Origin of the sequence: Streptomyces sp. NPDC058373 (genome assembly GCF_042723275.1) — a bacterium.
In the GTDB taxonomy this organism is placed as follows: domain Bacteria; phylum Actinomycetota; class Actinomycetes; order Streptomycetales; family Streptomycetaceae; genus Streptomyces.
In genome coordinates this window covers 183,431-210,069 of the sequence record NZ_JBHXJE010000002.1, presented here as the reverse complement: position 1 = coordinate 210,069, position 26,639 = coordinate 183,431, and the positions used below count along the sequence as shown (strand labels likewise).

Here is a 26,639-nt window from a genome sequence, read left to right as displayed (position 1 = left end):
GCCGCCCGGCTCCCGTCCCGGCCCGCCGGGAAGATCGAGCCAGGCCGCCGTCCGGCCGGGTCAGTCCCCGCGCAGCCGGTGCCGTTTGCGCCAGGCGACGACCGAGGCGGCCACCGCGGAGAGGGCGATGAACCCCGCCGAGGCGAGGAAGACCGGGGAGGTCGGCGAGGCGGCCGTCGACCCGGCGAGCACGTACGCCGCGGTGTTCGGCACCGAGCCCACCGCCGTGGCCAGCAGGAACGGAGTCCAGCCGATCCGGGAGACAGCCGCGCAGTAGTTGGCCGCGGCGAACGGGACGCCGGGGAAGAGCCGCACCGCCAGCATCGAGCGGAAGCCGTGCCTGCTCAACTGCCCGTCGGCCGCCTTCAGCCACCGGCCGCGCAGCAGCGGACGCAGCGCCTCCTGCCCCAGCAGCCGCCCGAGCCCGAAGGCGATGCCCGCGCCGACGACGGTCCCCGCGACCGCCGCGACCAGGCCGCTGGCGGAGCCGAACAGGGCGCCCGCCGCCAGGTTCAGCAGCGGCCGGGGCACGAACGCCGCGGTGCACGCCCCGTACCCGGCGGCGAAGAGCAGGGCCGCCAGTCCGGTGCCGACCGCCGCCGGGATCCCCGTGGTGAGCAGGTGCTGCGGTTCGAGGACCAGCACCGCGGCTCCGGCCGAGACCAGCACCAGGACCAGCAGGGAGAGCCGGGACCACGGCGACAACAGCAGCCGCGCGCAGCGCGCCGCGGCGGTGGCTGCGGGGCGGGCGGGGGCCACCGGCGTGGTGGTGGGGGGTGACATTCGGGGAGCCTAACCGACAGAACGGGGTGATCGCCCTACGGGATGCGTCACTCCGGTACGGGGGCTGCCCGGGTTGCGAGGTGGGGCGCGAGACGTGCGGAATCCCTTCGTCCGCCCGCCGGGTGCCGAGGGCCGGATGTAATTGGCTCGACGCCCTCAGAGCGGCCGCGAGGGCGGCCGGGGCACCCCGGTCGCCACCGGCTACCGCCCGCAGTTCTCCCTGCGTACGGCCGACGTCGCCGGGGACATCGATCTCGGCGGGGCGGGCGTCCCCCGGCCGGGGGAGACCGTCACCCTGACGGTCGAGCTGGGCCGCGAGGTACCGCTGGAGCCCGGCCTCGGCTTCGCCGTCGGCCCGTACGCACGGGCCGGGGCGGCGGACGCCAGGAGTGCGACTCTCCCAGGCTGCCCCGGACCCGTACGTACGAGTCCGGGGCAGCCGCGCACGGGCCCCGGCGCGACCGCCCGACGTCCCGACTCCGCACCGTTCCGGGGCTGTTGCGGCGGCCGCCGGATGACACACGCACCGGCCGGCAGGGCACAATGCCGCAGTGAACGACTCCCTCCCCGTGATCCGCGCCGTCGACGGCGGCACCGCCCGCCTCCTTCCCGACGTCGACCGCCCCCGCGCCTGGCTGCTGACGGTCGACGACGCGCCGCAGTCCTACGTGGACCTCGACGACCCCGCGTACCTGGAGTTCGAGTACCAGTGCCGGATCGCCCATGTCCTGGACACGGTGGCGCCCGGCGCCCGCGACCTCGTCCACCTCGGTGGCGGCGCGCTGACCCTGCCCCGCCGGATGGCCGCCGTCCGCCCCGGTGTCCGCCAGCAGGTGGTGGAGTACGACCGGGGGCTGATCCACCTGGTCCGCGAGCACCTGCCCTACGGCGGCGACGCCTCGGGCATCACCGTGCACGGTGCCGACGCCCGCCGCTGGCTGGCCGAGGCGCCCGGCGGCAGTGCGGACGCCGTCGTCGGCGACGTCTTCGGCGGCTCCCGGGTCCCGGCGGAGCTGACCACCCTCGGGTGCGCCCGGGACGTGGCCCGGCTGCTGCGGCCCGGCGGGGTGTTCGCCGCCAACCTGGCCGACGGCGCGCCGTTCGCCTTCCTGCGCTCGCAACTGGCCACCTTCGGGGCCGCCTTCGCCCACCTGGCGCTGGTCGCCGAACCCGGGGTGCTGCGCGGGCGGCGCTTCGGCAACGCCGTCCTCGTCGCCTCCGACCAGCCCCTGGGGACGGCGGAGCTGGCCCGCAGGACGGCGGCCGACCCGTTCCCCGCCCGGGTGGTGGACGGCGACGAACTGCGCCGGTTCACCGGTCCGGCACGCCCCGTCGACGAGGACGAGGCGGTGGGCTCACCCGTCCCGCCGGGCGGCGCCTTCCGCGTCGGCGGCGTCTGAGCCGGGCTCGGGCACCGGGGCCGGCACGGAGGTGGCCGCCGCCACGACCGCCCCGGCGCCGGGCCCCGACACGGTGTCGACCGCCGGCACCGGCTTGGCCTGCAGGCCCGGCTCCTCCCCGGCGGGCGGTTCCTCGCCGGCCCTTCCGTCCGCGCCCTCGGCCTCCGCCTCCGGCGGGCGGTGCGTCATCGTGCGCACCTCCGGTACGAAGAGCACGGCGGCCGTGACCAGCACGATGAGCACGGCCCCGCCCCACAGCGCGTTGCCGCGGCCGAAGGCCGACTCGGCGGGGCCCGCGAGTGCGGTGGCCAGCGGGACCATGCCGATCGAGCCCAGCCAGTCGTAGGCGGACATCCGGGAGAACTTCTCCTCCGGGATCTCCTGGTGCATCGTGGTGATCCAGGCGACGCCGAACACCTCGATCGCCAGGCCGCTGAAGAACATCACGCCCGCCAGCCCCAGCACCGGGAGCGGCACCGCCAGCGCCGCCGAGGGCAGCGCCAGCGTGAAGACGGAGAGGGTCCCGGCCAGCAGCGGCCGTTTCGGCCGCCAGCGCATCATCACCACCGCCCCCGCCACGGTGCCCACCCCGAAGGCGGCGAGGGCGAACCCCCAGGGCGCGGGTCCGCCGAGATGATCCCGGGCGACCAGCGGCCCGTACACCGATTCGGCGGCGCCGACCACGGCGACCACCACGGAGAACTGGGCGACGATGCTCCAGAACCACGGCCGTGCCAGCGCCTCGCGCCACCCGTCCCGCAGATCGTGGAGGAGGTGACCGCCGCCCTCCCGGCTCGGCACACCGCTCACGTCGAGCAGGGCGCGCAGCCCGGCGGAGACGGCGAAGGCGGCGGCGTCCACCGCGAGGACCCAGCCGGGGCCGATCACCGCGACCATGGCGCCGCCGAGCGCGGCCCCGCCGATGGTGGCGCCGTTCATCGTCACCCGGAACACCGCGAACGCCTTCGAGGCGTTCTTCCGGTCGACGGTGGCCATCAGCATGCCCTCGGCGGCCGGGGAGAAGAACGCCTGCCCGGTGCCGCCGAGCGCGGCGAGCAGCATCATCTGCCACAGCAGCGGCGAACCGGCGAGGACCAGCACGGCGAAGGCGGCCTGCGAGAGGCAGTTGAGGAGGTTGGCGACGACCATCACCCGGTGCCGCGGCAGCCGGTCCGCGACCGCGCCGCCCACCAGCAGGAAGAGGATCAGCGGGACGGTCCGGGCGGCCGCCACCAGGCCCACGTCCCCCGCGTCGCCGCCGTGCTCCAGCACCGCGAAGGCGGCGGCGATCAGCGCGCCGTGGCTGCCCAGCGAGGTGATGAAGGCGGCCGAGGTCAGCAGCGTGAAGTTGCGGCTCGCCCAGTCGGGCATACGGGGCAGAAGGCGCGCGGCCGGCCGGCGCGAGGGGGTGGGGGGTGCGGTGCTCACCGGAAGACTGTGCCTGGTGGGCGCCGCCGTGGCCAAACGGTTATCCCGGCGGGCGCAGCTGAGCGGCGGGGCCGGGCCCGCCGCTCAGGTACGCCGTAGGGCCGCGGGCCTCAGCCCGTCGGGTCGTCCTTGGTGAGCCGGACGGTGCTCAGGATCTTCTGGACCGTCTCCTCGGGAACCTCGTCCTTGACGCCCTTGGCGCCGTAGAGGTTCCAGGTCACGAAGTCGCCGGCGCCGTTCTTGAAGGCGAAGGTGATGGCCTTGCCGTCGCTGTCGCACTTGCCGTTCTGCGGCGTGTTCTTCGACTGCGCGGTGGTGATGCTGCCCTTCAGCCCGGACTTGGAGGTGTACGGCTTGGGCTTGGTGTAGCTGATGCTCTTCTTGTCGGGCTGCGTGTAGCCGCCGTACACCCACCAGGGCACGCGGGTGTAGGCGGCCTCGTCGGCGTCCTTGGCGCCGTTCTCGCCCCGGGTGCCGGCGGTGGCGAGCGAGGTGTCGCTCGTGGTGCCGTCCTTGTCCGGGTCGTCGGAGCACCACTTCGGCTTGAGTTCGGCGGGCGCGGTGACCGAGGTGCGGTCCTTCTTGCCCTTCTCCTCCCACTCGAAGCCGATGCTGGTGTCGATGGAGCGCAGCTCCCACTCCCCGGGCACGTCGAAGACGGTGCCGAAGCGCGGGTTGACGACGGGCTTCCATCCGGCGATGACGGCCTTCTCGCCGTTGCTGCCGTCGCGCGGGTTCTCCGGCTTGCCGCTCGGCTCCTGCTCGGCCGGTTCGTCCGACTTCTCGGCGGACGCGGCCGGGGTGGGCTTGCCGTCGGCGGTGTCGTTCTTGCCGTCGTCCCCGCCGAAGACCAGGAAACCGGTGACGGCCGACACCACCACGACCGCCGCCGCCGCGACGACGGCGATCACGGTCGTCTTCTTACGGTCGTCCCCGGGCGGCTTGGACGCGCCCATCGGGACCGTCGGCGCGCCCCACTGGCCGGGCTGGCCCGGCTGCCCGTGCTGCGGCGGGTACGGCGTCTGCTGGTACCCCGGCTGCTGATAGGGGTTCGGCTGCTGGTACCCCGGCTGCTGGTACGGGTTCGGCCCCGGCTGGGGCGCGCCCGGCACGGGCGGGTTCTGGCCCTGCTGAGGTGTTCCTCCCGCATGCGGATTCTGGTTCTGGTCCTGCGGGTTCTGCTCGCCCCCGGGCGGCTGCTGTCCTGGCCACATGGCCAGTAACCATAGAGGCCGCCGGGCCACCGCTGCCACGCCCGTCCTGTCCCGACTCGGTCACGACCGTCACCGGGACCCTCACCGAAGTGTCCGCGCCGGGAGGTGCCGGTCCCGTCCCGAGGTTCGAACGGGTGGACGGGTGGACGGGCAAGGATGGCCAACCGTCGCTACTCGTGGGTAACATCCGGTCCATGAGCGCAGAGCAGATGTCCATCGGCGAGATGCTCGCCGCCACGGTCCCCATGGTGCGGACCCTCAACCTCACCTTCGGCGAGGTCACTTCGGAGCGGGCCGTGGCCCATCTCCCCGACCAGGCCGACTACCACAACCACGTCGGCGGCCCGCACGCCGGAGCCATGTTCACCCTCGCCGAGTCGGCCAGCGGCGCCATCGTCCTCGCCGCCTTCGGGGACCAGCTGACCCGCGCCGTGCCGCTCGCCGCCAGCGCCGACATCCGCTACCGCAAGCTCGCCCTCGGCCCGGTCACCGCGACCGCCGTCCTCGGCCGCCCGGCCGCCGAGGTCGTCGCCGAACTCGACGCGGGACAGCGCCCGGAGTTCCCCGTCCACGTCGAGATCACCCGCGAGGACGGCGCCGTCACCGGCGAGATGACGGTGGTCTGGACCCTGCGCCCCAACGGCTGACCGCCCCCGCCCGCGCCGACTCCGCTCGCCCGGCGCAGGGGAGCGGCCGGCACCCCTCCCACCGGCCGCGACGTCCGGACCGCCCCCGCGACCCGGCCCCGCCGCGGTCCAGTAGGCTGCGCGCGTCCGTACCCGGAATCCGCGGGTCCGGGCGCGATGCGGGAGGAACCGACTGTGCACGTGCAGGAGTGGCTGGAGACCGTCCCGGCCGTCAGCGTCTACGCCCTCGTCGGCGTGGTGATCGGCCTGGAGAGTCTCGGCATCCCGCTCCCCGGCGAGATCGTCCTGGTCTCCTCAGCCCTGCTCGCCTCGCAGCACGGCGACATCAACCCGTACGTCCTCGGCGCCTGCGCCTCCGCGGGCGCGATCATCGGCGACTCGGTCGGCTACGCCATCGGCCGCAAGGGCGGCCGCCCGCTGCTGGCCCGGCTCGGCCGCAAATTCCCCCGCCACTTCGGCGAGGCCAACATCGCCCTGGCCGAACGCTCCTTCCAGAAGTGGGGCATGTGGGCCGTCTTCTTCGGCCGCTTCGTCGCCCTGCTGCGGATCTTCGCCGGGCCGCTCGCCGGTGTCCTGCGCATGCCGTACTGGAAGTTCCTGATCGCCAACGTCACCGGCGGCATCGTCTGGGCGGGCGGCACCACCGCCGTCATCTACTCGCTGGGGATCGTCGCCGAGGCGTGGCTCAAGCGCTTCTCCTGGCTGGGCCTGGTCCTCGCCGTCGTCATCGGGGTCACCACCACTCTCGTCCTCAAGCGCCGCGCCCAGAAGGCGTCCGCCGCCCTCCCCGAGTCCCCGGCGCTGGCCGCCGACTGACACCGCCCCGGCGGCCCTGCGCCGCCCGCTGTGATCTTCGCCGCAGCGGGCAGGCCCCCGCCCGGCCCGTCGCGTACGGTGCTTGCGGCGCGGCCACGCGCCGAGCGGCACGGAGGCAGGAGGCGGCATGACGAACGGGACCACGGTCCTCGCGATCGGCGGCAAGGAGCCGCAGCTCGATGCGGGCGCGTTCACGGCCCCGGGCTCCGCGATCATCGGAGACGTCGCCATGGCCGAGGGCTCCAGCCTCTGGTACAACGCCGTGCTGCGCGCCGACTGCGGCCCCATCCGGCTGGGCGCCGGGAGCAACATCCAGGACAACGCCACCGTCCACGTCGATCCCGGCTTCACCGTCACCATCGGCACCGGTGTCTCCGTCGGCCACAACGCCGTGCTGCACGGCTGCGTCATCGAGGACGACGTCCTCGTCGGCATGGGCGCCACCGTGCTCAACGGCGCCCACATCGGCGCCGGCTCGCTCATCGCCGCCCAGGCCCTGGTCCCCCAGGGGATGCGGGTGCCGCCGGGCTCGCTGGTCGCCGGGGTCCCCGCCAAGGTCCGCCGCGAACTGACCGAGGAGGAGCGCGAGGGCATCCGCTTCAACGCCGAGGGCTACCGCGCCCTCGCCGAGGCCCACGGGAAGGCCGTCACCGGGGAGTGACGCCCTCCCCAGGGGAGGCGCGGCTGGGGTGAAGATCACAGGTCCGGGCGGGTCCCCGACGGCCCTACCGGTGAGTACGGTTACCGGGTGCCGAAGAACCCCCTGACCCCACTCACCCGTGGCCTCGCCCGCGGCGGCGCCCGCCTCGCGCACGCCGCCGTGCAGACCGGCCGCCGCTGGGTGCGGCAGGCGGGCACGGTCACCGCCGAGCACCCCGGGCGGCTGCGGTTCGGCGCGCTCGGGGACGGCACCCGCATCGCCTACCCGCAGGGCACCATCTTCGGCGAACCCTGGATCCGGGTCGGCGCCTTCTGCATCATCGCCGAGCAGGTCACCCTCACCGCCGGGCTCATGCCCGACCTCGACCTCGGCCCCGACCCGATCCTGCACATCGGCGACGGCGTCGTCCTCGGCCGGGGCAGCCACGTCATCGCCGACACCACCGTCACCATCGGCGACAACTGCTACTTCGGCCCGTACGTCTACGTGACCTCCACCAACCACAGCTACGACGACCCGCACGAGCCCATCGGCCGGCAGTGGCCCCGTACGGACCCGGTGTCGATAGGCCCCGGCTGCTGGATAGGGACCGGCGCCGTGATCCTGCCCGGCGCCCGGATCGGCCGGAACGTCGTCGTCGGCGCCGGTTCCGTGGTGCGCGGGACGGTGCCGGACCACTGCGTGGTCGCGGGCACCCCGGCCCGGGTCGTCCGCCGCTGGAGCGAGGACGAGGGGTGGCAGCCGCCGCTGCGGACCCCGGCGCCCGAGCCCCTCCCGGACGACGTGACTCCCGCTCAGTTGCGGGCGCTGGCCGCCTGGGAGGGGCAGAGCGGCGGCTGAGGCGCCGCCGCTCGTGCTGCTTCCGGGGTGGCCTGAAGTGCCGACCGGGCTGGGAAGGGTGGCCTGGAGCCGGCCGGGCTGGGTTGGTTCGGCTGGGCTTCGGGGGGCTCCGCGGGTTCAGGATGGCCTCAAGCGCCGGCCGGGCTGGAGGGGGCCTCAAAAGCAGGCAGGGCTGGAATCCGTGCGCCCCTCGTGGGCCGTAAGGCGGCCCCCGGGAGGAGGGCGGGCGGTGCAGTAGATTGACTGCCCGCCGTGCGTGTCCGGCCCGCCCCGCCTCGTCAGTCGTCTCGCCTCTCCCTGGACGGAATGTGTCGGATCTCGATCTGCTGACCCAGTCGCTCGCGCGCAACGTCAGGTACTGGCGGGCCGAGCGCGGCTTCACCCTGGACGCGCTCGCCACCCGCTCCGGCGTGAGCCGGGGCATGCTCATCCAGATCGAGCAGGCCCGCACCAACCCCAGCATCGCCACCGTCGTCAAGATCGGCGACGCCCTCGGCGTGAGCGTCACCAGCCTCCTCGACTACGAACGCGGGCCGCGCGTCCGCGTCGTGGCCCCCGAGGCGACCGCGACCGTCTGGGACACCGACGGCGGCAGCCACGGCCGGCTCCTCGCCGGGACCGAGGCGCCCGGCCCCCTCGAACTCTGGGAGTGGCGGCTCATGCCCGGCGAGGGGAACGCCTCCGACGCGCACCCCCAAGGCACCTGGGAGATCCTCCACGTCACGGCCGGCACCCTCACCCTGAGCGTCGACGGCGTGGCCCACCAGGTCGCGGCGGGCTCCAGCGCCGTCTTCGCGGCCGACGCCCCGCACGCCTACCGCAACGAGCACGGCGACCCGGCGGACTTCACCATGGCGGTGTCGGTCCCCGGCGTCCGCTGAGGGAACGTCACCCGCGCGCGTCTCAGCCCAGCGCCGGGATCTCGATCGCCGGGCAGCGGTCCATCACCATGTCCAGCCCCGCCGCCCGGGTCCGCTCCCAGGCGGCCTCGTCGACGACGCCGAGCTGGAACCAGACGGCCTTCGCCCCGACCGCCACGGCCTGGTCGGCGACGTCCCCGGCGAGGGCGGAGTTGACGAAGACGTCGACCACGTCGACCGGGAAGGGCACGGCGTCCAGCGTCGGGTAGCCCTGCTCGCCGTGGACCGTCTCCGCCTTCGGGTGGACCGGCACGATCCGCTTGCCGTACCGCTGGAGCACCCGGGCCACCCCGTACGCGGCGCGCTCCTGGTTGGCGGAGAGGCCGACGACCGCCCAGGTGTCGCCGCTCTCCCGCAGGATGCGGCGGACCGTCTCGCTGTCTCCGTAAAGCTCCGGCATGGGAATCTCCTCGCTCGCGCGTCGGCCGCCACCGGCGGGGGCCGGACGCCCGGCCCGTCCGGGCAACCCCGCGCGGGGCGGTGCCATTCCCCGCCCTGCGGTCCGCGTCCGGTGCCGCATAGGCTGGCCGGATGCAGGACGAGTACCGCACCGTGGCCCGCGAGGGCGTGCACGAGACCGAGATCAACCGTTCGCGTTTCCTGTGCACCCTGGCCCCGGCGGCCACCGAGGAGGAGGCCCAGGCGGTGATCGCCCGCGTCCGCCGCGCGCACACCGACGCCAGCCACAACTGCTTCGCCTACGTCATCGGCGCCGACGCCTCCGTGCAGAAGGCCGGTGACGACGGAGAACCCGGCGGCACGGCGGGCGTCCCCATGCTCCAGATGCTGCTCCGCCGCGACATCCGGTACGCCGTCGCCGTCGTCACCCGCTACTTCGGCGGGGTGAAGCTCGGCGCGGGCGGCCTCATCCGGGCCTACGGCGGCAGCGTCGGCGAGGCCCTCGACGCGCTCGGCACCCGCACCCGGCGCCGGTTCCGGCTCGCCTCGGTCACCGTCGGCCACGAGCGCGCCGGGCGCCTCGAGAACGACCTGCGCTCCGCCGGCCGCACCATCCACGACGTCCACTACGGCGAACGGGTCACCCTCGACATCGGGCTCCCCGACGCCGACGTGGACGCCTTCCGGAGCTGGCTCGCGGACGCCACCGCCGGCGAGGCGGAGTTCCGGCCGGGCGGCGAGGCGTACGGCGACGCCTGACCGCGTGCCCACCCCGGCTCCTCAGGCGCGCGGCAGCTCCGCGAGGAACGCCTCCGGGCTGACGGCGTACCCCATCGGGCTGAGCACCGGCAGCGGGGTGCCGTCGAGCAGCACCGTCGGGGTGCCCTGCACCCCGCCGGCCTCGAAGGCCGCCGAGACCTCCCGCGCCCACGGCGTGTACGTGCCCTCACGGAGCTTCTGGTCGAACTCCGGGCCGCGCAGCCCCTCGACCTCCCCGGCGAGGCGGAGCAGGGTGCCGGTGTCGGCGAAGGCGTCCACCTCCTCGGACGGCTGCTCGGCGAAGAGCACCCGCAGATAGTGGGCGAACCGCTGCTGCCCCTCGTCGGCGGCGGCGCCGAGCGCGCTCAGCGCGGTGAGCGATCCGCTGCCGCCGGCCCCTTCGTCGATGATCGTCGCGAAGTGGTAGTGCAGGGTGAGCCGCCCCTGGTCGGCGGCCTCGGTCATGACCGTGCCGAGTCCGTTCTCCATGCGCTTGCAGTACGGGCAGCGCAGGTCGAGGTAGACGGTGAGCCGGTGCCGGTGGTCCGGCTCCCCGTACACGAGGACGGTGTTGCCGGGGCCGGTGGTGTGCGAAGGGACCATGGCTTCAGGCTGGGCAGTGGGCGCGGGGCGCGCAACGCGGGGGAGGAGCGGGCGGGCGCCCACGCCACGGCGGCCGGGGCCATCCGGGTGACGCCGCGGCCTTCGCGGTCACGCCGGGGCGCCGGGTACCGCTGCCGTGCCGGGCGGTGGGCAAGGGTTGAGTTCGCTGCGCCCGGCCACGGGGGGCAGCAGCGGCACCACGAACATCGAGGGCTTGATGGTTCCTCCCTGGGCGGTCACAAGGTCCATCCGAAGGCGGCCCAGGCCAGGGCCGGCCCGAGGACGATCGCGCACACCCCGTACCCCAGGAGCTGACGGAAGAGACGGTCGCGGTGCTCGGGGGCGGCGGACCCGAGGAGGAGCCCGCCGGTGATGCCGAGCGGATTGACGTCGACGAGGACCGCGGAGAGCGCGACGGCGGTGATCGCGCCGACGGGTGACACCCCGGCGGCCACCAGCGGGGCGACGAGCGGCACGGCGGTGGCGATGACGGCGATCGAGGAGGCGAAGAAGGAGATCAGCCCGGCGAGGAAGCAGATGGCGAGCAGCGAGAGAACCGGGGACCCGGTGACGCTCAGCGCGGCGGTGATCCTCTCGAAGGCGCCGAGATGCTCCATGAGCCCCACGTAGGTGAGCAGCCCCGCGATCAGCAGGACGATCTCCCACGGCAGTCGGTGGACCAGTGCCGAGGGCTCCAGGCGCAGCAGGAGTTGGAGGGCGAAGGCGAGGGCCAGCCCGAGCAGGCCGAGGTGGAGGGAGAAGACCACTCCGCCTCCGACCAGCGTGGCCAGCGCGGCGGCCGAACTCCACAGGGCCAGGCGGCTGGGCGCGGCCGCCGCCGTCCCCGTGCCCCCGCGGGCGTGGCGCCGGGGCCGTCGGCGGGGGCGGGCTCGCCGCGGCCCGCCAGGTCGGCGCCACGGGCTCCGCGGATCGCTCCCCGGGCAGCGAGCATCGCGGCGCAGCACAGGACGAGGCCGGTACCGGTCGCGGCGAGGAAGAGCGTGAGCGAGGTGTGCGCGGGTACGGGGATGCCCGCCTTGGCCATCAGCTGCGGGGTGGTCGCGCCGAAGACCGCGTTCGGGGAGAACAGCCCGCACATGATCCCGTTGAGCATGGTCAGGCAGAGCAGCAGCGGGGGCAGTCGGCGCTTGGCCGCGTGTCCGGAGCGAGAGCGCTCAGTGAGTCCGGGGAGAGGCCCCACTTCTCCAGGGTGGGCGGGCGGTAGGTGGTGATCACCACGTCGAAGCGCGGGACGAGTTCCCGCACGATCCGCTGCCCCGCCGCGGTCCGTAGATCCAGCGTCACCGACTTCTTGTTGCGGGCCTCCCGCGCCCAGTACGCGGAGCGGGCGCCGTCCGCCGTGCCCCGGGTGAAGTCGCCCCGGGCCGGGTCCTCGACCTTGACGACCTCGGCGCCGAAGCCTCCGAGGAAGGTCGCCGTGACCGGCGCGGCGAGCACGGTGGAGAGGTCGAGGACACGTATGCCCGCCAGTGGAAGTGTCGGCATGAGGAACCCTTCGCGCGCTGTTCACGTTTCGTTATTAACGAAACGTTGTTAGCGGGACCATAGGGTGGAGCCCGCGGCACGGCAAGGGCCTGCGACGAGAAGAGCCGATCCCGAGACGGACGAGGTGCAGAGGGATGAGCGAGACCGGCAAGGCGCGCCGCCGACGGCGCAGCCGCGAGGAGACCGAGGCGGACCTGCTGGCCGCCGCGCGTCTGCTCCTCGCCCGGGACGGAGTCCTCGCGGGTCTCAACCTGCGCGAGGTGGCCGCCGAGGCCGGGGTCAACCACGGGCAGATCTACCAGTACTTCGGCTCCCGCCAGGCCCTGCTTCGCGCCGCCGCAGCGGACCTGGTGGAGCGTCAGGCGGCCGACCGGGACGAACACTGGGAACTGCCGTTCACCGAGCGGCGCACGGCCATGCTGCGCCACCGCCTGGCCGAGCCCGAACTGGTCAAACTCGAAACCCTGCTGGCGCTCGACGGCGACGACGCCTTCGCCCCGTTCCCCCGTTTCGGGCGGACCCTGCAGAGCCTGGAGCGGGACAGGGCCGACGGCTCACTCCCGCAGGACGCGGACGCGGTGGCCGCCCATGTCATGACCGCCGCGGCGCAGACGGGCTACGCCATCTTCCGCGAGGCATACGCCCGAGGCGCCGGCGTCCCGGTCGAAGAGCTCGACGAGCGCGCCGCCGGCGCCTACGCCCGCATGGTCGCCGGCCTCGCCGAACCCGCCCCGCCCCGCCCTGCGCCCGAACCGGACTGAACGCGTCGGAGGTGACGGCCGAGGCGCACCCTGGCGCACCCTGGCCGCCCCCGCCGTCGGGCGGACGCCTCCGCCCCGGACAGCCCCGCGTCCCGCACCGACACGCACCGCCCGGCGGTGCCGCCCCCTCCTGAAGGAGCATCCAACCGATGTCCCGCCGCATCATCCTCCTCGGCGCCACGGGCTACACGGGCGGACTCGTCCTCGACGCCCTGCTCCGCCGGAGTGCCGAACCCACCGTGGCCGGACGCGACCCCGCCGCCCTGGAGGCGCTCGCCGCACGGAACGGCGGACTCGACCACCTGGTGGTGGACGCCGCCGACCCCGCCGGGCTGCGGAACCACCTGCGGCCCGGCGACGTCCTGGTCACCACGGTCGGCCCGTTCGAGCGCTTCGGGTACCCCGTCGCCCAGGCCGCCGCCGACGCCGGGGCCCACTACATCGACTCCACCGGCGAGGTCGGCTTCGTCCGCACCCTGTACGACCGGCACCACCGGCGAGCCCGCGAGGCCGGCGCGGTGATGCTGCCCGCCTTCGGCTACGACTACGTCCCCGGCGTCCTCGCCGGAGCCCTCGCCGCCCGCCGAGGCGGCGACGCCGTCCGCGCGCTGGACATCGGCTACTTCGCCGCCGGCCCGCTGCGGCGCGGCATCAGCCGGGGCACCCGCGCCACCCTGCGCGACGGCCTGACGCTGCCCTCGCCCCGCCGGCACCGGCACCGGCTGCGGGACGAACGCACCGCCTCCCGCGTCCGCCCGTTCACCGTCCGCGGCCACCGCAGCTCCGCCTTCCTCGTCTCCGGCACCGAGGTGCTGTTCCTGCCGGAGACCTTCCCCGCCCTCGAGGACATCACCGTGTACAACGGCTGGTTCCCCGCGCTCAGCCGCCCCGTCTCCCTCTTCTCGGCCCTGGCCAACACCGCCGTGCGCCTGCCGGGAGGCGGAAAGGTGACCGCCGCGCTGACCCGCCCGCTGCTCCTCGGCCCGCCCGGCGGCCCCGACGCCGCCCTGCGCGCCCGCATCCGCTCGAACGTCGTCGCCGTCGCCTCGACCGGCACCCCGGGCGACCCGCCGGCGGCCGAGGTCCACCTCGAAGGGCCCGACCCCTACACCCTCACCGGCGAACTCATGGCCTGGGCCGCCCAGCACCTCGCCACACGCCCCATCTCCACCGCCGGAGTCGTCGGCCCCGTCGAGGCGTTCGGCCTGGAGACCCTCCGCGACGCCTGCGCCGCAACGGGACTGGACATCGTGGCCGGACCTCCGGCCGCCCGCGCCTGACCATGGTCGGACGTCCCGCCGTCGACAGGAGCCCCTACCCGTGTCCGCCGCCTCAGCCCCGCCCCCGGCCGAACACCTCGACGTCCTGATCATCGGCGCCGGGGTGTCCGGCATCGGGGCAGGCCACTACCTGAAGACCGGACTGCCGTCGAAGAGCTTCGCCATCCTGGAGGCCCGGGGCGCCTCCGGCGGCACATGGGACCTGTTCCGCTACCCGGGGGTCCGGTCCGACTCGGACCTGCACACCTTCGGTTACGCGTTCAGGCCGTGGCGGGACGAGGAAGCGATCGCCACGGCCCCGCGCATCCTCACCTACCTGCGGGAGACCGCGACCGAGAGCGGCCTGGACCGCCACACGCGGTACCACCACAAGGTGGTCTCCGCGTCCTGGCCGACCGAGCGGGCACGGTGGACGGTGCGCGTCGAGCACCCCGGCACCGGCGAGCGGACGACCCTGACGTGAGGTGGCCGACCCGGCGATGCCGACCAGGCCCTTCCTCGACTTCGGCGTCGGCTACATCCGGCGCGCGGTCGACCAGCTGCCCCGGCAGGGCGACCGCACGCCCTGGCTGACCTCGATGAGCTACCACGCGGACGTGGGGCTCCTCCGCGCCGACGGCGTCGACGACCCGGAGCTGTGTTTCGCCCGGAGCGCCGGGGGCCGGCTGGCCCCGCGCCCCCGGCGCCCGGCACGGCCGCCGTCGTCCCGCCCCGGACGCGGGTGACAGACTGAGGCCCGTGACGGACGAGGTGCCACGCCGCTCGGCGTGGACGCCGACCGGCGCCGACGCGGCGGGGCCGGTGCTGGTACAGGAGGCAGCATGAGGGGAAACATGCAGGTCGGAGCGGTACGGTGAGAATTCTGCACACCTCCGACTGGCACCTCGGGCGGTCCTTCCACCGGGTGAGCATGCTCGGCGCGCAGGCCGACTTCATCGGCCACCTCGTGCAGACCGCACGCGAGCGGGAGGCCGACGTGGTGGTCGTCGCGGGGGACGTCTACGACCGGGCGGTCCCGCCGCTCGCCGCCGTCGAACTCTTCGACACCGCCCTCCACCGGCTCGCCGAGGCGGGCATCCCCACCGTGATGATCTCCGGCAACCACGACTCCGCCCGCCGCCTCGGCGTCGGCGCCGGGCTCATCGGCCGCGCCGGGGTCCACCTGCGGACCTCGCCCGCCGCCTGCGCCGACCCCGTCGTGCTGGCCGACCGCCACGGCGACGTCGCCTTCTACGGCCTGCCCTATCTCGAACCGGCCCTGGTCAAGGACGTTCTCGGCGTGGAGCGGGCCGGTCACGAGGCGGTGCTGCGCGCGGCCATGGACCAGGTCCGCGCCGACCTCGCCGACCGCGCCCCGGGCACCCGCTCCGTCGTCCTCGCCCACGCCTTCGTGACCGGCGCCGCCGCCAGCGACAGTGAGCGCGACATCACCGTCGGCGGGGTCGCCGCCGTCCCCCTGGACGTCTTCGACGGCGTCGACTACGCCGCCCTCGGCCACCTGCACGGCTGCCAGACCCTCACCCCGCGCATCCGCTACGCCGGGTCCCCGCTCCCGTACTCCTTCTCCGAGGCCGACCACCGCAAGAGCATGTGGCTGATCGACCTGGACGCCCGCGGCGAGGTGGCCGCCGAGCGGCTCGACTGCCCGGTGGAGCGCCCCCTCGCCCGGCTCCGCGGCACGCTGGAGGAACTCCTCGCCGACGAGCGCCACACCGCCCACGAGGACGCCTGGATCGAGGCGACGCTCACCGACCCCGTGCGGCCCGCCGACCCGATGGCCCGGCTCCAGGAGCGGTTCCCGCACACCCTCAGCCTCGTCTTCGCGCCCGAGCGGACCGGGGAGGACCCCCTCGACTCCTACGCCCGGCGGCTCAGCGGCCGCGACGACCGGCAGATCACCGAGGACTTCGTCGGCCACGTCCGCGGCGGCGCCGGACCGGACGAGGCCGAACGCACCCTGCTGCACGACGCCCTGGACGCCGTGCGCACCGCCGACCACCTCGGCGAGGTCGCCCGATGAGACTGCACCGGCTGCGCATCACCGCCTTCGGCCCCTTCGGCGGCGCCCACGAGGTCGACTTCGACGCGCTCAGCGCCGCCGGGCTCTTCCTCCTCCACGGCCCCACCGGCGCGGGCAAGACCTCCGTCCTGGACGCCGTCTGCTACGCCCTCTACGGCTCCCTGCCCGGCGAGCGCACCGCCGCCGCCCAGGGCACCGGACTGCGCAGCGACCACGCCGCCCCCCGTGCCCGCGCCGAGGTCGTCCTCGACCTGACCGTCGCCGGGCGCCGCCTGGAGGTCACCCGGCAGCCGGCCTGGGAGCGCCCCAAGAAGCGCGGCGCCGGCACCACGCTCGACAAGGCGCAGACCTGGCTTCGCGAGTACGACCCGGCCACCGGCGCCTGGCGCGACCTCAGCCGCTCCCACCAGGAGACCGGCGAGGAGATCACCCAGCTCCTCGGCATGAGCAAGGAGCAGTTCTGCCAGGTCGTCCTGTTGCCCCAGGGGGACTTCGCCCGGTTCCTGCGCGCCGACGCCGAGGCCCGGGGACGGCTGCTGGGCCGCCTCTTCGACACCCGCCGGTTCGCCGCCGTCGAACACCACCTCGCCGAACTGCGCCGAGCCGCGGCCGACCGCGTCCAGGAGGCCGACCGGGTGCTGCTCGCCGCCCTCCAGCGGATGCGGCAGGTCGCAGGCGAGGAGACCGGCGTCCCCGCCCCCGAGGCGGAACCGGGCGAACCCGGTCTCGCCGCCGCGGTGCTCGGCTGGGCCGCCAACGCCCGGAGCACCCTGCGCGAACGCCGCACCGTGGCCCGGCTCGCCCTCGCCGCGGCCGAGGAGGAGCAGGCCGCCGCCCGCCGCGCCCTGGACGAGGCCCGCGAACTCCACCGGCTCCAGCGGCACGCCGAGCAGCTCCACCGGCGCCAGGCCCGCCTGGAGGCCACCGCCGGCGAACACGAGGAGCACGTCACCCGGCTCGCCCGGGCCCGCAAGGCCGCCGCCGTCGAAGGAGCCCTCGACCTCAGGACCGCCGCCGACCAGGCGCACGCCCGCACCCGCCGCGCCGAGGAGCGGGCCCGCGCCGCCCTCCCCGCCGAACGCACCGCCTCCGCCCAGCAGTTGGCCGCCCTGGCCCGCGCGGCCGTCGAGGAGGTCGGGGCCCTGGCCGCCGCCCACCGGGCCGAGCGCCGCCACGCCGAGCTGGCCGGGGAACTGGCCGGCGTCGACCAGGACGAGCAGGCCGACGAGGCGCTGCTGGCCGAGACCGCCGACTGGCTCGGCCGCTGGGAGACCACCCGCGCCGCACTCCAGCGCGAGGAGACCGAGGCGCGCGACGCCGCCACCCGCGCCGACCGCCTCGCCGCCCTCCTCGGCCCCGCCCGCGACCGCCTCGCCGCCGCCCGCCGCCGTGACGCGCTCACCGCCGACGCCGACCGGGCCCGCGCCGCCGCGCTCACCGCCGCCGAGACGGCCGCCGCCGCCCAGCGGCACTGGCTGGCGCTGAAGGAGACCCGCCTCGCCCACATCGCCGCCGAACTCGCCGAACGTCTCACCGACGGCGAACCCTGCGAGGTCTGCGGAGCCACCGGCCACCCGCGCCCCGCCACCCGCGCCGAGGGCCACGTCGACCAGCGTGCCGAGGACGCGGCGCTCGCCGTCCACCGCCGGCGCGACGCCGACCGCGTCGACGCCGAACGCGCCCTGGCCGCCGTACGGGAGGAGTTGGCCGCCGCGACGGCCGCCGCCACCACCGCCGACGTCGCCGGGCTCGAGGCCGAGACCCGGCGGCTGACCGCCGAGCACGACGAGGCGCGGGCGGCCGCCGAGAGGCTGCACGCCGTCCGGCGCGGGCTCGACGCCGCCGAGCAGGAACACGAGCGCCGTCTCGCCGACCGCCACGCGGCCGAGCGCCGGGCCGCCGCCCGCGCCACCCTCCGCGACAGCCTGGTGCGCGAACAGGACGCCCTCGCGGAGGAGCTGGAGCAGGCCCGGGGCGGCGCCTCCGGTGTCGCCGAGCGCGCCCGCCAGCTGGAGGAGCGGGCCACGCTGCTCACCGAGGCCGCCGATGCCGCCCGCGCCGCCGAGGAGAGCGCCGCCCGGCTCAAGGACGCCGACGCGCGCCTCGCCGACGCCGCCTACCGGGCCGGCTTCGACACGCCGGAGCAGGCGGCCGCCGCCGTCCTGGACGACGCGGGCCACCGGCAGCTCCAGCACCTCATCGATGCCCGCCAGCTGGAGGAGGCCGAGGTGCGCTCCGCCCTCGCCGACCCCGCCACCGCCGACGCCGCGCGGCGAGAGCCCGCCGGCCCGGACGCCGCCGACGACCGTGCCCGCCGCGGCGACCTGCGCCTGCGCGCCGCGGCCGCCGCCGAGGAGGCGGCCGCCCGGGACGGCGCCGCGCTCGACACCCTCTCCCGGCAGGCCACCGCCGAGGCCCGCCGCCTCGGCCCGCTGCGCGAGGAGTACGACCGGGTGGCGCGGCTGGCCTCACTCGCCGCCGGGACCTCGGTGGAGAACGAGCGCCGGATGCGGCTGGAGTCGTACGTGCTGGCCGCCCGGCTCGAACAGGTGGCGGCGGCCGCCACGGTGCGCCTGCACCGCATGTCCGGCGGCCGCTACACCCTGGTCCACACCGCCGACCGCTCCGGACGCGGCCGGTCCGGGCTCGGGCTGCGCGTCGTGGACGCCTGGACGGGCCGCGAGCGGGACACCGCCACCCTCTCCGGCGGTGAGACCTTCTTCGCCTCGCTCGCCCTCGCCCTCGGCCTCGCGGACGTGGTCACCGACGAGGCGGGCGGGGTGCGGCTGGACACCCTCTTCATCGACGAGGGGTTCGGCAGCCTGGACGACCAGACCCTGGACGACGTGCTGGACGTGCTGGACTCGCTGCGGGAGCGGGACCGCAGCGTCGGCATCGTCAGCCACGTCGCCGACCTGCGGCGCCGCGTCCACACCCAGCTGGAGGTCGTCAAGGGACGCGACGGTTCGCGGCTGCGGGTCCACGGCACCGGCGGCTGAACGACCGGGGCGCGTCGGGGCCGCCGTACCGTCAGGCGCCGATCGCCCGCCGGGCCAGCGGCGAGGAGTACACGATGCTGGTCGTCACCGCACCGAGCCCCGCGATCCGCCCGGTCACCTCCTCCAGGTGCCGCATCGAGCGGGCCGCGACCTTGATGCCCCGGCTGCGACGGCGCCGCCCTCGCCCTGGCCGAACGCGGCTACCGTGTCAAGGAGATGCTCGGCGGCTTCGAGTACTGGGTCCGGGAGGGGTTCGCCCACGAGACGGCCGACGGCCCACGCACCGCCGCCCCCGACCCGCTGACCGCCCCCACCGGCGCGGACGCCTGCGGCTGCCGACCCGGAGCGCGCCTCCGCACCGCGCGGCGCTCGACGGCGACGCCCCGCCCGGCCGCGTTACCTCACCGGCGAGGTGTACGACCGGATCGTCGCCCTCTTCCCCGCCGGACGCCGGGGCCTGCCCGACGACCCGGCGCGCCTGCTCTCCTGGCTCGCCACCGACGAGGTGGGCCGGATCACCGGCCAGGTCATCGACTCCGAGGGCGGCTTCCGGCGCTGAGGCCGACGCCGACGGCCGCCCGGGGGCCAGGCGTGAGTGCCCGGCCCCCGGGGGCGTACGCGTACCGGTCGGACCCGCGTACGTGTCAGAGCCTCGACAGCTCGTCCACCAGGTCGTCCAGGCCCAGCGAGCCCAGCGACAGCGCCGCCATGTGCCACGCCTTGGCGTCGAAGGAATCACCGTGCGCCGCACGCGCGTTGGCGCGGCCCAGCAGCCAGGCGCGCTCGCCCAGCTTGTAGCCGATGGCCTGGCCGGGCATCGACAGGTAGCGGGTCAGCTCGCTCTCCACGAACTCCGCCGGGCGCCCGCTGTGCAGCCCGAAGAACTCCTGCGCCAGCTCCGGCGTCCACCGCTCGCCCGGGTGGAACGGCGAGTCGTCCGGGATGGTCAGCTCCAGGTGCATGCCGATGTCGACGATGACCCGGGCCGCCCGCATCATCTGCGCGTCCAGGTACCCGAGCCGCCGCTCCGCGTCGGTCAGGTAGCCCAGCTCGTCCATGAGCCGCTCCGCGTAGAGCGCCCAGCCCTCGCAGTTGGCGCTGACCATGCCGACCGTCGCCTGGTAGCGCGAGAGGCTCTCCGCGACGTGCGTCCACTGCGCGAGCTGGAGGTGGTGGCCGGGCACGCCCTCGTGGTACCAGGTCGACACCAGGTCGTAGACCGGGAAGCGGGTCTCGCCCATCGTCGGCAGCCAGGTCCGGCCCGGCCGGGAGAAGTCCTCCGAGGGACCCGTGTAGTACGGCGCGGCGGCCCCGCCGGGCGGCGCGATCCGCGACTCGACCCGGCGCACCCGCTCCGCCAGCTCGAAGTGGGTCCCGTCCAGCGCCTCGATCGCCTCGTCCATCAGCCCCTGGAGCCAGTCGCGGACCTCGTCCACGCCCTCGATGTGCGCCCCGTGCTCGTCCAGGTGCTTGAGCGCCTCCCACGGCGTGGCCGCGCCCGGCAGCACCTTCTGCGCCTCGGCGCGCATCTCATCGAGCAGCCGGTGGTACTCCGACCAGCCGTACGCGTACGCCTCGTCCAGGTCCAGGTCGGTGCCGTTGAAGTAGCGGGACCAGCGCTGGTAGCGCTCCCGGCCCACGGTGTCCGGCTGTCCCTCGACGGCCGGCGCGTACACCTCGCGCATCCAGTCCCGCAGCGCCGCCACCGCCGCGCTCGCCCCGGTGGCCGCCTGGTCCAGCTCGGCGCGGAGCGCCTCGGGGCCGTCCGCCGCGAAAGTCTCGAACCAGCCCGGCTCGCCGTCGCCGCCCGCCCACTCGGTCAGCTGCTCGATGAAGGTGGCCGTCGGCCGCGGACCGCCGTACAGCTTGCGCTCCAGGCCCAGTTCCAGCGACTGCCGGTACCCCTCCAGCGTCGCGGGCACCGCGCGCAGCCGCTCGGCGACGGCCGCCCACTCCTCCTCTGTGCCGGTCGGGGTCACCGAGAACACCTCGCGCACCGAATGCGCGGGGGAGTGGATGTTGCTGACCGCCCGCAGATCCTCGTCGGCCTCGTGCACCGCCAGCTCGGCGGTCAGCCGCTCCCGCAGCAGCCGCCCGCAGCGGCGCTCCTCCTCGCTGTCGCCGCCGGGGCGCCGCTCCGCCTCGTCCAGCCTCGCGAGGGTCGCGGTGGCCAGATCGGCCGCGGCCTGGCGGCCCGCGGGGGAGAAGTCGGGCAGCTTCCCGGAGCTCTCCGCCACTCCGAGGTACGTACCGGTGATCGGGTCGAGGGCGATGAGGTCGTCGACGTAGGCGTCGGCGACCTGACGGGGCAACGGGTTCTTCAACTCTGACATGGGCCCATCCTCGTACGCCCGGACCCCCGGCGTCACTACCTTCCGCCCGCGGCCCCTTCGGCGGCGCCCGGCGGCAGCATGGGCCCGCACTCCCACTGCTGGAAGATCAGCCGGGTCTCCACCCGCGCCACCTCCCGCCGCGAGGTGAACTCGTCCAGCACCAGCCGCTGGAGGTCGGTCATGTCCGCGACCGCGACGTGCACCAGGTAGTCGTCCGGGCCCGTCAGGTGGAAGACCGCCCGCGACTCCGCCAGCGCCCTGATCCGGTCCACGAACGGCCCCACCAGCTCCCGCCGGTGCGGGCGCACCTGTACCGACAGCAGCGCCTGGAGCCCGCGCCCCAGCTTCGCCGGGTCCAGCTCCAGCCGGTGCCCGAGGATCACCCCGGACCTGCGCAGCCGCGCCACCCGGTCCAGACAGGTCGAGGCGGCCACCCCCGTCGCCTCGGCCAGCTCGCGGTAGGTCGCCCGGGCGTCGTTCTGCAACAGCCGCAGAATCCGCAGATCCACCGTGTCCAGTACGACAGAATCGGTCATCCGGCGAACGTAGCACGGCACTTGGCCGTCGACGTCGGACAGCCCGGCACCCTCGCCCCATGACCACCGACGCCGCGCACACCCCCGCAACGCCGCAGCCCGCGCCCCGGGCCCTGGCCACCGAAGCCGTCCACGCGGGCCGCGACGACCTCGCCGCCCTCGGACTGCACGCGCCGCCGCTCGACCTCTCCACCACCTACCCGTCGTACGACAGCCGCGCCGAGGCCGCCCGGCTCGACGCCTTCGCCGCCACCGGCGCCGAACTCGAAGGGCCGCCCGTCTACGCCCGCCTCGGCAACCCCACCGTCGGCCGTTTCGAGACCGCCCTCGCCAAGCTGGAGGGCACCGAGTCCGCCGTCGCCTTCGCCAGCGGCATGGCCGCCCTCACCGCGGTCCTGCTGGCCCGCGCCTCCCTCGGCCTGCGCCACGTCGTCGCCGTCCGCCCCCTCTACGGATGCAGCGACCACCTGCTCAACACCGGGCTGCTCGGCACCGAGGTCACCTGGGTCGACCCGGCGGGCATCGCCGACGCCATCCGCCCCGACACCGGCCTGGTCCTCGTGGAGACCCCAGCCAACCCCACCCTCGCCGAGATCGACCTGCGCGCCGTCGCCCACGCCTGCGGCACGGTGCCGCTGCTGGCCGACAACACCTTCGCCACCCCCGTCCTCCAGCGGCCCGCCGAGTCCGGCGCCCGCGTCGTGCTGCACAGCGCCACCAAGTACCTCGGCGGCCACGGCGACGTGCTCGGCGGCGTCGTCGCCTGCGACGAGGAGTTCGCCCGCACCCTGCGCCAGGTCCGCTTCACCACCGGCGGCGTCCTCCACCCGCTCGCCGGATACCTGCTGCTGCGCGGCCTGGCCACGCTGCCGGTCCGGATGCGGGCCGCCTCCGCCACCGCCGCCCAGCTGGTCGAACGGCTCCGCACCGACCCCCGGGTCACCCGCGTCCACTACCCGGCCGTCGGCGGCGCCATGATCGCCTTCGAGACCGCGGACGACCCGCACCAGGTGATCGCCGGCGTACGGCTGATCACCCCCGCCGTCAGCCTCGGCAGCGTCGACACCCTCATCCAGCACCCCGCCTCCATCAGCCACCGCGTGGTCGACGCCCACGACCGGCACGCCCACGGCGTCAGCGACCGGCTGCTGCGCCTCTCGGTCGGTCTGGAGGACGCCGACGACCTCTGGAACGACCTCGACTCCGCCCTCGGCGCTCAGGCCGGAGGCGGAGCCGGTGCGGGCACGGAGGTCAGTGCGACGGACGCGCGTCCCCGGACCGCAGGTCGTACGGGGGCCGGGAGCACACCGGAGTGACGTCCAGGCGGGCGGTGACGACCAGGGTGCCCTCCTCGATCTGGTAGTCGAGGGGGAGCCCGAGGCCGCGCATCGCGGCGACCATCGCGGTGTTCGACGCCTGCGTCACCGCGTAGACGCTCTCACCGCCCGCCTCCACGGCCATCGCGACCAGCCGGCCGAGGAGCTCGCCGCCGATGCCCCGGCGCTGCCAGGCGTCCTCCACCAGCAGCGCGATCTCCGTCTCGTCGCCGTCCCACAGCAGGTGCCCGAGGGCCACGATGCGGCCCTCCGCGTCCCGAGCGGCCAGCGTCCGGCCGAACCGGGGGCTCAGCAGGTGGTCGAGGTAGCGGTCGGCGTCCCGGGCCGGGCCGTGGTAGCGCTTGGCCAGCGTCTCGGGCGAGCACCGCTCGTGCAGGGCGCGGGCCGCGGGCAGGTCCTCGGCGTCGGCGCGCTGCACCGTCACCGCCTCGCCCCGGTCGAGCCTCATCACGTGCCGGGCGCGCGGCAGCCGCGCCCCCAGCCTGCTGTCCAGCTCCACCAGTGCCCGCGCCCGCGCGAACTCGGTCGGTGTGAACGGCAGATGGGGCCGCTCGATGGTGATCACCCCGTCGGCGGGGGCGCGCAGCCGCAGCACCGTCCCGTCGAGTACGCCCTCCACCGGCACCGCCTGCCCGTCCTGGGCCGCCCGGGCCGCGGGCACCGAGCGGATCGTGCAGCGGCCCAGCAGCTGGCGCAGGGCCAGCGGCAGCTCGGCCGGGTCCAGCGCGGTACGGGTGGCGAGGCCGAGGACCCGCGTCGGGGCGTCGACCAGGTCGTGGGCGTCGGCCCGCTCGATCCAGGTGCCGCTGCCGCCCGCCCCCGCGACCGTACGGGTCAGTGTCGCGGCGGCCAGCCCCTCGGGGGCCCGCAGCAGGAACTCGTCGACCGTCCCCTCGGTCAGCGGATGCGTCTGGAGGCTCAGGATGTCGACCCGGCGGTGGGCCAGCGCCACGCAGAGCTGCGCCAGCGAGCCGGGCTCGTCGCGCACGGTCGTCCGCATCCGCCACAACGTGGTCGCGCCCGGCGCCCCGTCGGCGGCGGCCGGCAGGCCGGTCCCGGTGCCCGTGCCGGGCCCGGTATCCGCCGGGGGAGGCACGTGCGGATGGCGCCGCGCCCACCAGCAGTGCACCCCGGCCGTGACCAGCAGGGCGACGGCCGAGGCGAGCAGCATCACCGGCCCCCGGGGACCGTTGACCACGGTCTTGGCGATGGCGTCCGCCACCGCCACCGCCGTGAACAGCCCGGCCAGCTCCACCAGGTCGCGCCGCCAGTGGTGGGTGCCCGGGGCGGGCGCGCGGCGCCGGGCGCGTCGGGCCCAGCGGGGGAGGATCCGCGCCGTGCCCTTCCCGGGCGCCGCCTGGCCCGCCCCCTTCCCCGTCTCGGTCGCGGATGCCGTGTCAGTCGTCTCCATCGTCATGGCTCCACTGTGGAGGAGCGGTGTTGCCTGATCACGAACGTGTTGTGACCGACTGGTTAAGTGCCCTTCCGCCGCTTTCGCCGGGACTGCGCCGACCGCCCCGCCGCAGGCCCGGCCCACGCCCCGCTTACGGCCTTCCCGCAGGTCGGGGCGGGTGCGGGAGGCCGGGTGCCAGGCCCCTCCGGCTCTCTCACTGGCCGACCAGTCCCGGCTGGAGCGTCTTCGTGAAGAGCGTCCGGCCGCCCTCCGCGCGCAGCCGCACCGTCAGCTCCCCGCTCTGCGCGTCGATGTCGACGGCGCCGAAGTACTGCGGTGACTCGGCCGGGGAGACGTTGGCGCGGTCGGGCGCCTGGACGAAGACCTGGTCGGGCCCGAAGGTCGCGTCCAGCCCCACCGCCGGGAAGCCTCCGGCCGCCAGCGGCCCCGAGACGAACTCCCAGAACGGCGCGAAGTCCCGGAAGGCCGCCCGCTCGGGCCGGTAGTGCTGGGCCGAGGTGTAGTGCACGTCGGCGGTGAGCCAGAGGGTGCCGGTGATCCGCCGGTGCTTGATGTGCCGCAGCAACTCCGCGATCTGCAGCTCCCGGCCCAGCGGCGCCCCCGGGTCGCCCTGCGCCACGGCCTCCACGTGCTGGTCGGCGTCGAGGACGACCAGGCCCAGCGGCATGTCGGAGGCGATCACCTTCCACGTCGCGCGCGACCGGGACAGCTCCCGCTTGAGCCAGGCCAGCTGCTCGGCACCGAGGATGCCCACCGTGTCGTCGGCCTCCCGGCCGGGCGAGTTGGGCCGCCGGTGGCTGCGCATGTCCAGCACGAAGACGTCGAGCAACGGCCCGTGGCGCAGTACCCGGTAGACCCGGCCCGCCCGGTCGGCGGTGCGCGCGGGCAGCGTGGAGAGGGGGAAGTACTCGCCGAAGGCCCGCAGGGCGCGGGCGGCCAGCACGTCGGCGCGCTTCTCGGTGTAGCGGTCGTCGTCAAGGAGCTGGCCCGGGTACCAGTTGTTGTGCACCTCGTGGTCGTCCCACTGCACGATCCACGGGACCCGCGCGTTGAACCGCCGCAGCGGCGCGTCCAGCAGGTTGTAGCGGAAGTTGCCCCGGAACTCGTCCAGGCTCTCGGCGACCTTCGCCTTCTCCTCGGTTGTGGTGTTCCGCCAGACGCGGCCGTCGGGGAGGGTGACCCGGGGCTCGACCGGGTTGTCGGCGTAGACGGTGTCGCCGCTGCACAGGAAGAAGTCCGGGTCCAGGGCGCCCATCTCGTCGAAGACCCGGTAGCCGCCGCGGTCCGGGTTGATGCCCCAGCCCTGGCCCGCGATGTCCCCGGACCAGGTGAACCGCACGTCGCGGCGGCGCGGCGAGGTGGTACGGAAGCTTCCGGTGACCGGTTCGCCGCCGCGCCGCGGGTCGTCGGGATCGGCGAGCAGGACGCGGTAGTGGATCTGCTGCCCGGACGGCAGTCCGCGCAGGCGGGCGGTGCCGGTGAAGTCGGTGCCCGGGCCGAGCAGGGGGCCCGGGAAGCGCCGGGGGCGGCGGAACGACTCGGTGGCCGAGGCCTCGACCACCATGCGGGCCGGGCGGTCGGACCGCACCCACACCAGCCCCCCGTCCGCGCCCACGTCACCGGCCTGGACGCCCCACCGGGCGGCCGGGCGCCCCGAGCGGGTGAACGCCGGGGCCGCGTACGCGGCCCCGGCCGGCAGGGTCAGGGCCGCGGTGGCGGCGGCCAGGGAGCCGGTCAGCAGGCGTCGGCGGGGGACGCCTGTGGCGCCGGGGGAGTGGTGCGGACGTTCGGGGGTGGGGGACATCGATCCTCCTGCTGGCCGTTACCGGGGCGGGCGGGGCGTGGGCGCCCGGGCGCCACTCTGGTGGGGGTGGGGCGAGGCGGTGGGACGTCGGCGCGAACCTTCAGTGAACATCCGCCTTCGGGCGGGGGGAACCTCTCGTGCGGGGGTGGCGGACGTCGCGGTCGGCCGCCGCGACGGCG

General features: G+C 75.3%; 25 protein-coding genes and 4 pseudogenes. 17 read left to right on the top strand and 12 right to left on the bottom strand.

Going from position 1 to position 26,639, the window contains the following annotated elements; all coding sequences use genetic code 11:
• Nucleotides 1-60: 60 nt before the first annotated feature.
• Nucleotides 61-783 (bottom strand): TVP38/TMEM64 family protein, encoded by a 723-nt coding sequence (locus ACFWMZ_RS02405; protein WP_383170663.1) that lies wholly within the window; start codon nucleotides 781-783, stop codon nucleotides 61-63.
• A 160-nt stretch (nucleotides 784-943) separates the two neighbouring features.
• On the opposite strand from ACFWMZ_RS02405, the pseudogene ACFWMZ_RS02400 reads away from it, so the two are divergent.
• Nucleotides 944-1,135, top strand: a pseudogene (locus ACFWMZ_RS02400) (elongation factor Tu); the annotation flags it as partial.
• A 199-nt stretch (nucleotides 1,136-1,334) separates the two neighbouring features.
• Nucleotides 1,335-2,183, top strand: coding sequence for a spermidine synthase (locus tag ACFWMZ_RS02395; RefSeq protein WP_383170665.1), 849 nt, complete (start codon nucleotides 1,335-1,337; stop codon nucleotides 2,181-2,183).
• Here the strand turns inward: ACFWMZ_RS02395 and ACFWMZ_RS02390 are convergent.
• Both ACFWMZ_RS02390 and ACFWMZ_RS02385 read right to left on the bottom strand, forming a co-directional pair.
• Nucleotides 2,139-3,611, bottom strand: coding sequence for an MFS transporter (locus tag ACFWMZ_RS02390; protein ID WP_383199196.1), 1,473 nt, complete (start codon nucleotides 3,609-3,611; stop codon nucleotides 2,139-2,141). The genes ACFWMZ_RS02395 and ACFWMZ_RS02390 overlap by 45 nt on opposite strands.
• Nucleotides 3,612-3,721: 110 nt before the next feature.
• Complete coding sequence (locus tag ACFWMZ_RS02385) at nucleotides 3,722-4,825, bottom strand: hypothetical protein (RefSeq protein WP_383199194.1); 1,104 nt, start codon at nucleotides 4,823-4,825, stop codon at nucleotides 3,722-3,724.
• Between the two features lie 209 nt (nucleotides 4,826-5,034).
• Here ACFWMZ_RS02385 and ACFWMZ_RS02380 point away from each other — a divergent pair, with 209 nt between their 5' ends.
• The 5 genes from ACFWMZ_RS02380 (at nucleotide 5,035) to ACFWMZ_RS02360 (ending at nucleotide 8,670) form a co-directional block, all read left to right on the top strand.
• Nucleotides 5,035-5,472 (top strand): DUF4442 domain-containing protein, encoded by a 438-nt coding sequence (locus tag ACFWMZ_RS02380; RefSeq protein ID WP_383171113.1) that lies wholly within the window; start codon nucleotides 5,035-5,037, stop codon nucleotides 5,470-5,472.
• Nucleotides 5,473-5,646: 174 nt separating this feature from the next.
• A complete protein-coding gene (locus ACFWMZ_RS02375; protein ID WP_383170674.1) occupies nucleotides 5,647-6,288 on the top strand; it encodes a DedA family protein in 642 nt (213 codons plus the stop codon).
• 127 nt (nucleotides 6,289-6,415) lie between these two features.
• Entirely contained in the window at nucleotides 6,416-6,949 is a 534-nt protein-coding gene (locus tag ACFWMZ_RS02370; RefSeq protein WP_383170677.1) for a gamma carbonic anhydrase family protein, read from the top strand.
• Between the two features lie 87 nt (nucleotides 6,950-7,036).
• Complete coding sequence (locus ACFWMZ_RS02365) at nucleotides 7,037-7,789, top strand: acyltransferase (protein WP_383170678.1); 753 nt, start codon at nucleotides 7,037-7,039, stop codon at nucleotides 7,787-7,789.
• A gap of 308 nt (nucleotides 7,790-8,097) precedes the next feature.
• Nucleotides 8,098-8,670, top strand: coding sequence for a helix-turn-helix domain-containing protein (locus tag ACFWMZ_RS02360; RefSeq protein ID WP_383170681.1), 573 nt, complete (start codon nucleotides 8,098-8,100; stop codon nucleotides 8,668-8,670).
• 22 nt (nucleotides 8,671-8,692) lie between these two features.
• Here the strand turns inward: ACFWMZ_RS02360 and ACFWMZ_RS02355 are convergent, their stop codons facing one another.
• Entirely contained in the window at nucleotides 8,693-9,109 is a 417-nt protein-coding gene (locus tag ACFWMZ_RS02355; RefSeq protein ID WP_383170685.1) for a CoA-binding protein, read from the bottom strand.
• Between the two features lie 131 nt (nucleotides 9,110-9,240).
• On the opposite strand from ACFWMZ_RS02355, the gene ACFWMZ_RS02350 reads away from it, so the two are divergent.
• On the top strand, nucleotides 9,241-9,867 hold the full coding sequence (locus ACFWMZ_RS02350; protein WP_383199192.1) for a YigZ family protein: 627 nt from the start codon (nucleotides 9,241-9,243) through the stop codon (nucleotides 9,865-9,867).
• 21 nt (nucleotides 9,868-9,888) lie between these two features.
• Here ACFWMZ_RS02350 and ACFWMZ_RS02345 read toward each other — a convergent pair whose 3' ends face one another.
• The 3 genes from ACFWMZ_RS02345 to ACFWMZ_RS02335 form a co-directional block, all read right to left on the bottom strand.
• On the bottom strand, nucleotides 9,889-10,470 hold the full coding sequence (locus ACFWMZ_RS02345; protein WP_383170691.1) for a DsbA family protein: 582 nt from the start codon (nucleotides 10,468-10,470) through the stop codon (nucleotides 9,889-9,891).
• Nucleotides 10,471-10,706: 236 nt separating this feature from the next.
• Nucleotides 10,707-11,435: an SLC13 family permease gene (locus ACFWMZ_RS02340; protein ID WP_383199190.1), complete on the bottom strand. Its 729-nt coding sequence runs from the start codon at nucleotides 11,433-11,435 to the stop codon at nucleotides 10,707-10,709.
• A 151-nt stretch (nucleotides 11,436-11,586) separates the two neighbouring features.
• Nucleotides 11,587-11,976 carry a CoA transferase gene (locus ACFWMZ_RS02335; protein WP_383199188.1) on the bottom strand — a complete coding sequence of 130 codons (390 nt, stop codon included), beginning with the start codon at nucleotides 11,974-11,976 and terminating at the stop codon, nucleotides 11,587-11,589.
• 134 nt (nucleotides 11,977-12,110) lie between these two features.
• Here ACFWMZ_RS02335 and ACFWMZ_RS02330 point away from each other — a divergent pair, with 134 nt between their 5' ends.
• The 6 genes from ACFWMZ_RS02330 (at nucleotide 12,111) to ACFWMZ_RS02305 (ending at nucleotide 19,036) form a co-directional block, all read left to right on the top strand.
• On the top strand, nucleotides 12,111-12,737 hold the full coding sequence (locus ACFWMZ_RS02330) for a TetR family transcriptional regulator (protein ID WP_383199186.1): 627 nt from the start codon (nucleotides 12,111-12,113) through the stop codon (nucleotides 12,735-12,737).
• Between the two features lie 149 nt (nucleotides 12,738-12,886).
• Nucleotides 12,887-14,017 carry a saccharopine dehydrogenase family protein gene (locus tag ACFWMZ_RS02325; protein ID WP_383199184.1) on the top strand — a complete coding sequence of 377 codons (1,131 nt, stop codon included), beginning with the start codon at nucleotides 12,887-12,889 and terminating at the stop codon, nucleotides 14,015-14,017.
• Nucleotides 14,018-14,057: 40 nt separating this feature from the next.
• Complete coding sequence (locus tag ACFWMZ_RS02320) at nucleotides 14,058-14,480, top strand: NAD(P)-binding protein (protein WP_383199182.1); 423 nt, start codon at nucleotides 14,058-14,060, stop codon at nucleotides 14,478-14,480.
• A gap of 16 nt (nucleotides 14,481-14,496) precedes the next feature.
• Nucleotides 14,497-14,742, top strand: coding sequence for a hypothetical protein (locus ACFWMZ_RS02315; RefSeq protein WP_383199180.1), 246 nt, complete (start codon nucleotides 14,497-14,499; stop codon nucleotides 14,740-14,742).
• Nucleotides 14,743-14,870: 128 nt separating this feature from the next.
• Nucleotides 14,871-16,037, top strand: coding sequence for an exonuclease SbcCD subunit D (locus ACFWMZ_RS02310; RefSeq protein WP_383199178.1), 1,167 nt, complete (start codon nucleotides 14,871-14,873; stop codon nucleotides 16,035-16,037).
• Nucleotides 16,034-19,036 (top strand): AAA family ATPase, encoded by a 3,003-nt coding sequence (locus ACFWMZ_RS02305; protein ID WP_383199176.1) that lies wholly within the window; start codon nucleotides 16,034-16,036, stop codon nucleotides 19,034-19,036. The genes ACFWMZ_RS02310 and ACFWMZ_RS02305 overlap by 4 nt, the downstream gene beginning before the upstream one ends.
• Before the next feature lie 31 nt (nucleotides 19,037-19,067).
• On the opposite strand, the pseudogene ACFWMZ_RS02300 reads toward ACFWMZ_RS02305, so the two are convergent.
• A pseudogene (locus tag ACFWMZ_RS02300) lies at nucleotides 19,068-19,193 on the bottom strand (Lrp/AsnC family transcriptional regulator); the annotation flags it as partial.
• A 2-nt stretch (nucleotides 19,194-19,195) separates the two neighbouring features.
• Here ACFWMZ_RS02300 and ACFWMZ_RS02295 point away from each other — a divergent pair.
• Nucleotides 19,196-19,372 (top strand): annotated as a pseudogene (locus ACFWMZ_RS02295) (rhodanese-like domain-containing protein); the annotation flags it as partial.
• A 46-nt stretch (nucleotides 19,373-19,418) separates the two neighbouring features.
• Nucleotides 19,419-19,595 (top strand): annotated as a pseudogene (locus ACFWMZ_RS02290) (3-ketoacyl-ACP reductase); the annotation flags it as partial.
• Between the two features lie 85 nt (nucleotides 19,596-19,680).
• Here ACFWMZ_RS02290 and ACFWMZ_RS02285 read toward each other — a convergent pair.
• A complete protein-coding gene (locus ACFWMZ_RS02285) occupies nucleotides 19,681-21,369 on the bottom strand; it encodes a DUF885 domain-containing protein (protein WP_383170706.1) in 1,689 nt (562 codons plus the stop codon).
• 35 nt (nucleotides 21,370-21,404) lie between these two features.
• A complete protein-coding gene (locus ACFWMZ_RS02280) occupies nucleotides 21,405-21,905 on the bottom strand; it encodes an Lrp/AsnC family transcriptional regulator (RefSeq protein ID WP_383170709.1) in 501 nt (166 codons plus the stop codon).
• A 59-nt stretch (nucleotides 21,906-21,964) separates the two neighbouring features.
• Between ACFWMZ_RS02280 and ACFWMZ_RS02275 the strand changes: the two genes are divergently transcribed.
• Nucleotides 21,965-23,221 (top strand): trans-sulfuration enzyme family protein, encoded by a 1,257-nt coding sequence (locus ACFWMZ_RS02275; RefSeq protein ID WP_383199174.1) that lies wholly within the window; start codon nucleotides 21,965-21,967, stop codon nucleotides 23,219-23,221.
• Here the strand turns inward: ACFWMZ_RS02275 and ACFWMZ_RS02270 are convergent.
• Together ACFWMZ_RS02270 and ACFWMZ_RS02265 are read right to left on the bottom strand one after the other, a co-directional pair.
• Nucleotides 23,157-24,653, bottom strand: coding sequence for a GNAT family N-acetyltransferase (locus tag ACFWMZ_RS02270; protein ID WP_383199247.1), 1,497 nt, complete (start codon nucleotides 24,651-24,653; stop codon nucleotides 23,157-23,159). The two genes, ACFWMZ_RS02275 and ACFWMZ_RS02270, sit on opposite strands and share 65 nt — an antisense overlap.
• A gap of 196 nt (nucleotides 24,654-24,849) precedes the next feature.
• Nucleotides 24,850-26,460 carry an alkaline phosphatase D family protein gene (locus tag ACFWMZ_RS02265; protein WP_383199172.1) on the bottom strand — a complete coding sequence of 537 codons (1,611 nt, stop codon included), beginning with the start codon at nucleotides 26,458-26,460 and terminating at the stop codon, nucleotides 24,850-24,852.
• Between the last annotated feature and the right edge of the window lie 179 nt (nucleotides 26,461-26,639).

Excerpts from the sequence above, each read along its gene's own strand:
- ACFWMZ_RS02405 (WP_383170663.1), bottom strand. The coding sequence starts at position 783 with ATGTCACCCCCCACCACCACGCCGGTGGCCCCCGCCCGCCCCGCAGCC.
- ACFWMZ_RS02385 (WP_383199194.1), bottom strand. The coding sequence starts at position 4,825 with ATGTGGCCAGGACAGCAGCCGCCCGGGGGCGAGCAGAACCCGCAGGAC.
- ACFWMZ_RS02380 (WP_383171113.1), top strand. The coding sequence starts at position 5,035 with ATGTCCATCGGCGAGATGCTCGCCGCCACGGTCCCCATGGTGCGGACC.
- ACFWMZ_RS02370 (WP_383170677.1), top strand. The coding sequence starts at position 6,416 with ATGACGAACGGGACCACGGTCCTCGCGATCGGCGGCAAGGAGCCGCAG.
- ACFWMZ_RS02355 (WP_383170685.1), bottom strand. The coding sequence starts at position 9,109 with ATGCCGGAGCTTTACGGAGACAGCGAGACGGTCCGCCGCATCCTGCGG.
- ACFWMZ_RS02350 (WP_383199192.1), top strand. The coding sequence starts at position 9,241 with ATGCAGGACGAGTACCGCACCGTGGCCCGCGAGGGCGTGCACGAGACC.
- ACFWMZ_RS02345 (WP_383170691.1), bottom strand. The coding sequence starts at position 10,470 with ATGGTCCCTTCGCACACCACCGGCCCCGGCAACACCGTCCTCGTGTAC.
- ACFWMZ_RS02335 (WP_383199188.1), bottom strand. The coding sequence starts at position 11,976 with ATGCCGACACTTCCACTGGCGGGCATACGTGTCCTCGACCTCTCCACC.
- ACFWMZ_RS02330 (WP_383199186.1), top strand. The coding sequence starts at position 12,111 with ATGAGCGAGACCGGCAAGGCGCGCCGCCGACGGCGCAGCCGCGAGGAG.
- ACFWMZ_RS02325 (WP_383199184.1), top strand. The coding sequence starts at position 12,887 with ATGTCCCGCCGCATCATCCTCCTCGGCGCCACGGGCTACACGGGCGGA.
- ACFWMZ_RS02315 (WP_383199180.1), top strand. The coding sequence starts at position 14,497 with ATGCCGACCAGGCCCTTCCTCGACTTCGGCGTCGGCTACATCCGGCGC.
- ACFWMZ_RS02305 (WP_383199176.1), top strand. The coding sequence starts at position 16,034 with ATGAGACTGCACCGGCTGCGCATCACCGCCTTCGGCCCCTTCGGCGGC.
- ACFWMZ_RS02285 (WP_383170706.1), bottom strand. The coding sequence starts at position 21,369 with ATGTCAGAGTTGAAGAACCCGTTGCCCCGTCAGGTCGCCGACGCCTAC.
- ACFWMZ_RS02280 (WP_383170709.1), bottom strand. The coding sequence starts at position 21,905 with ATGACCGATTCTGTCGTACTGGACACGGTGGATCTGCGGATTCTGCGG.
- ACFWMZ_RS02275 (WP_383199174.1), top strand. The coding sequence starts at position 21,965 with ATGACCACCGACGCCGCGCACACCCCCGCAACGCCGCAGCCCGCGCCC.
- ACFWMZ_RS02270 (WP_383199247.1), bottom strand. The coding sequence starts at position 24,653 with ATGGAGACGACTGACACGGCATCCGCGACCGAGACGGGGAAGGGGGCG.
- ACFWMZ_RS02265 (WP_383199172.1), bottom strand. The coding sequence starts at position 26,460 with ATGTCCCCCACCCCCGAACGTCCGCACCACTCCCCCGGCGCCACAGGC.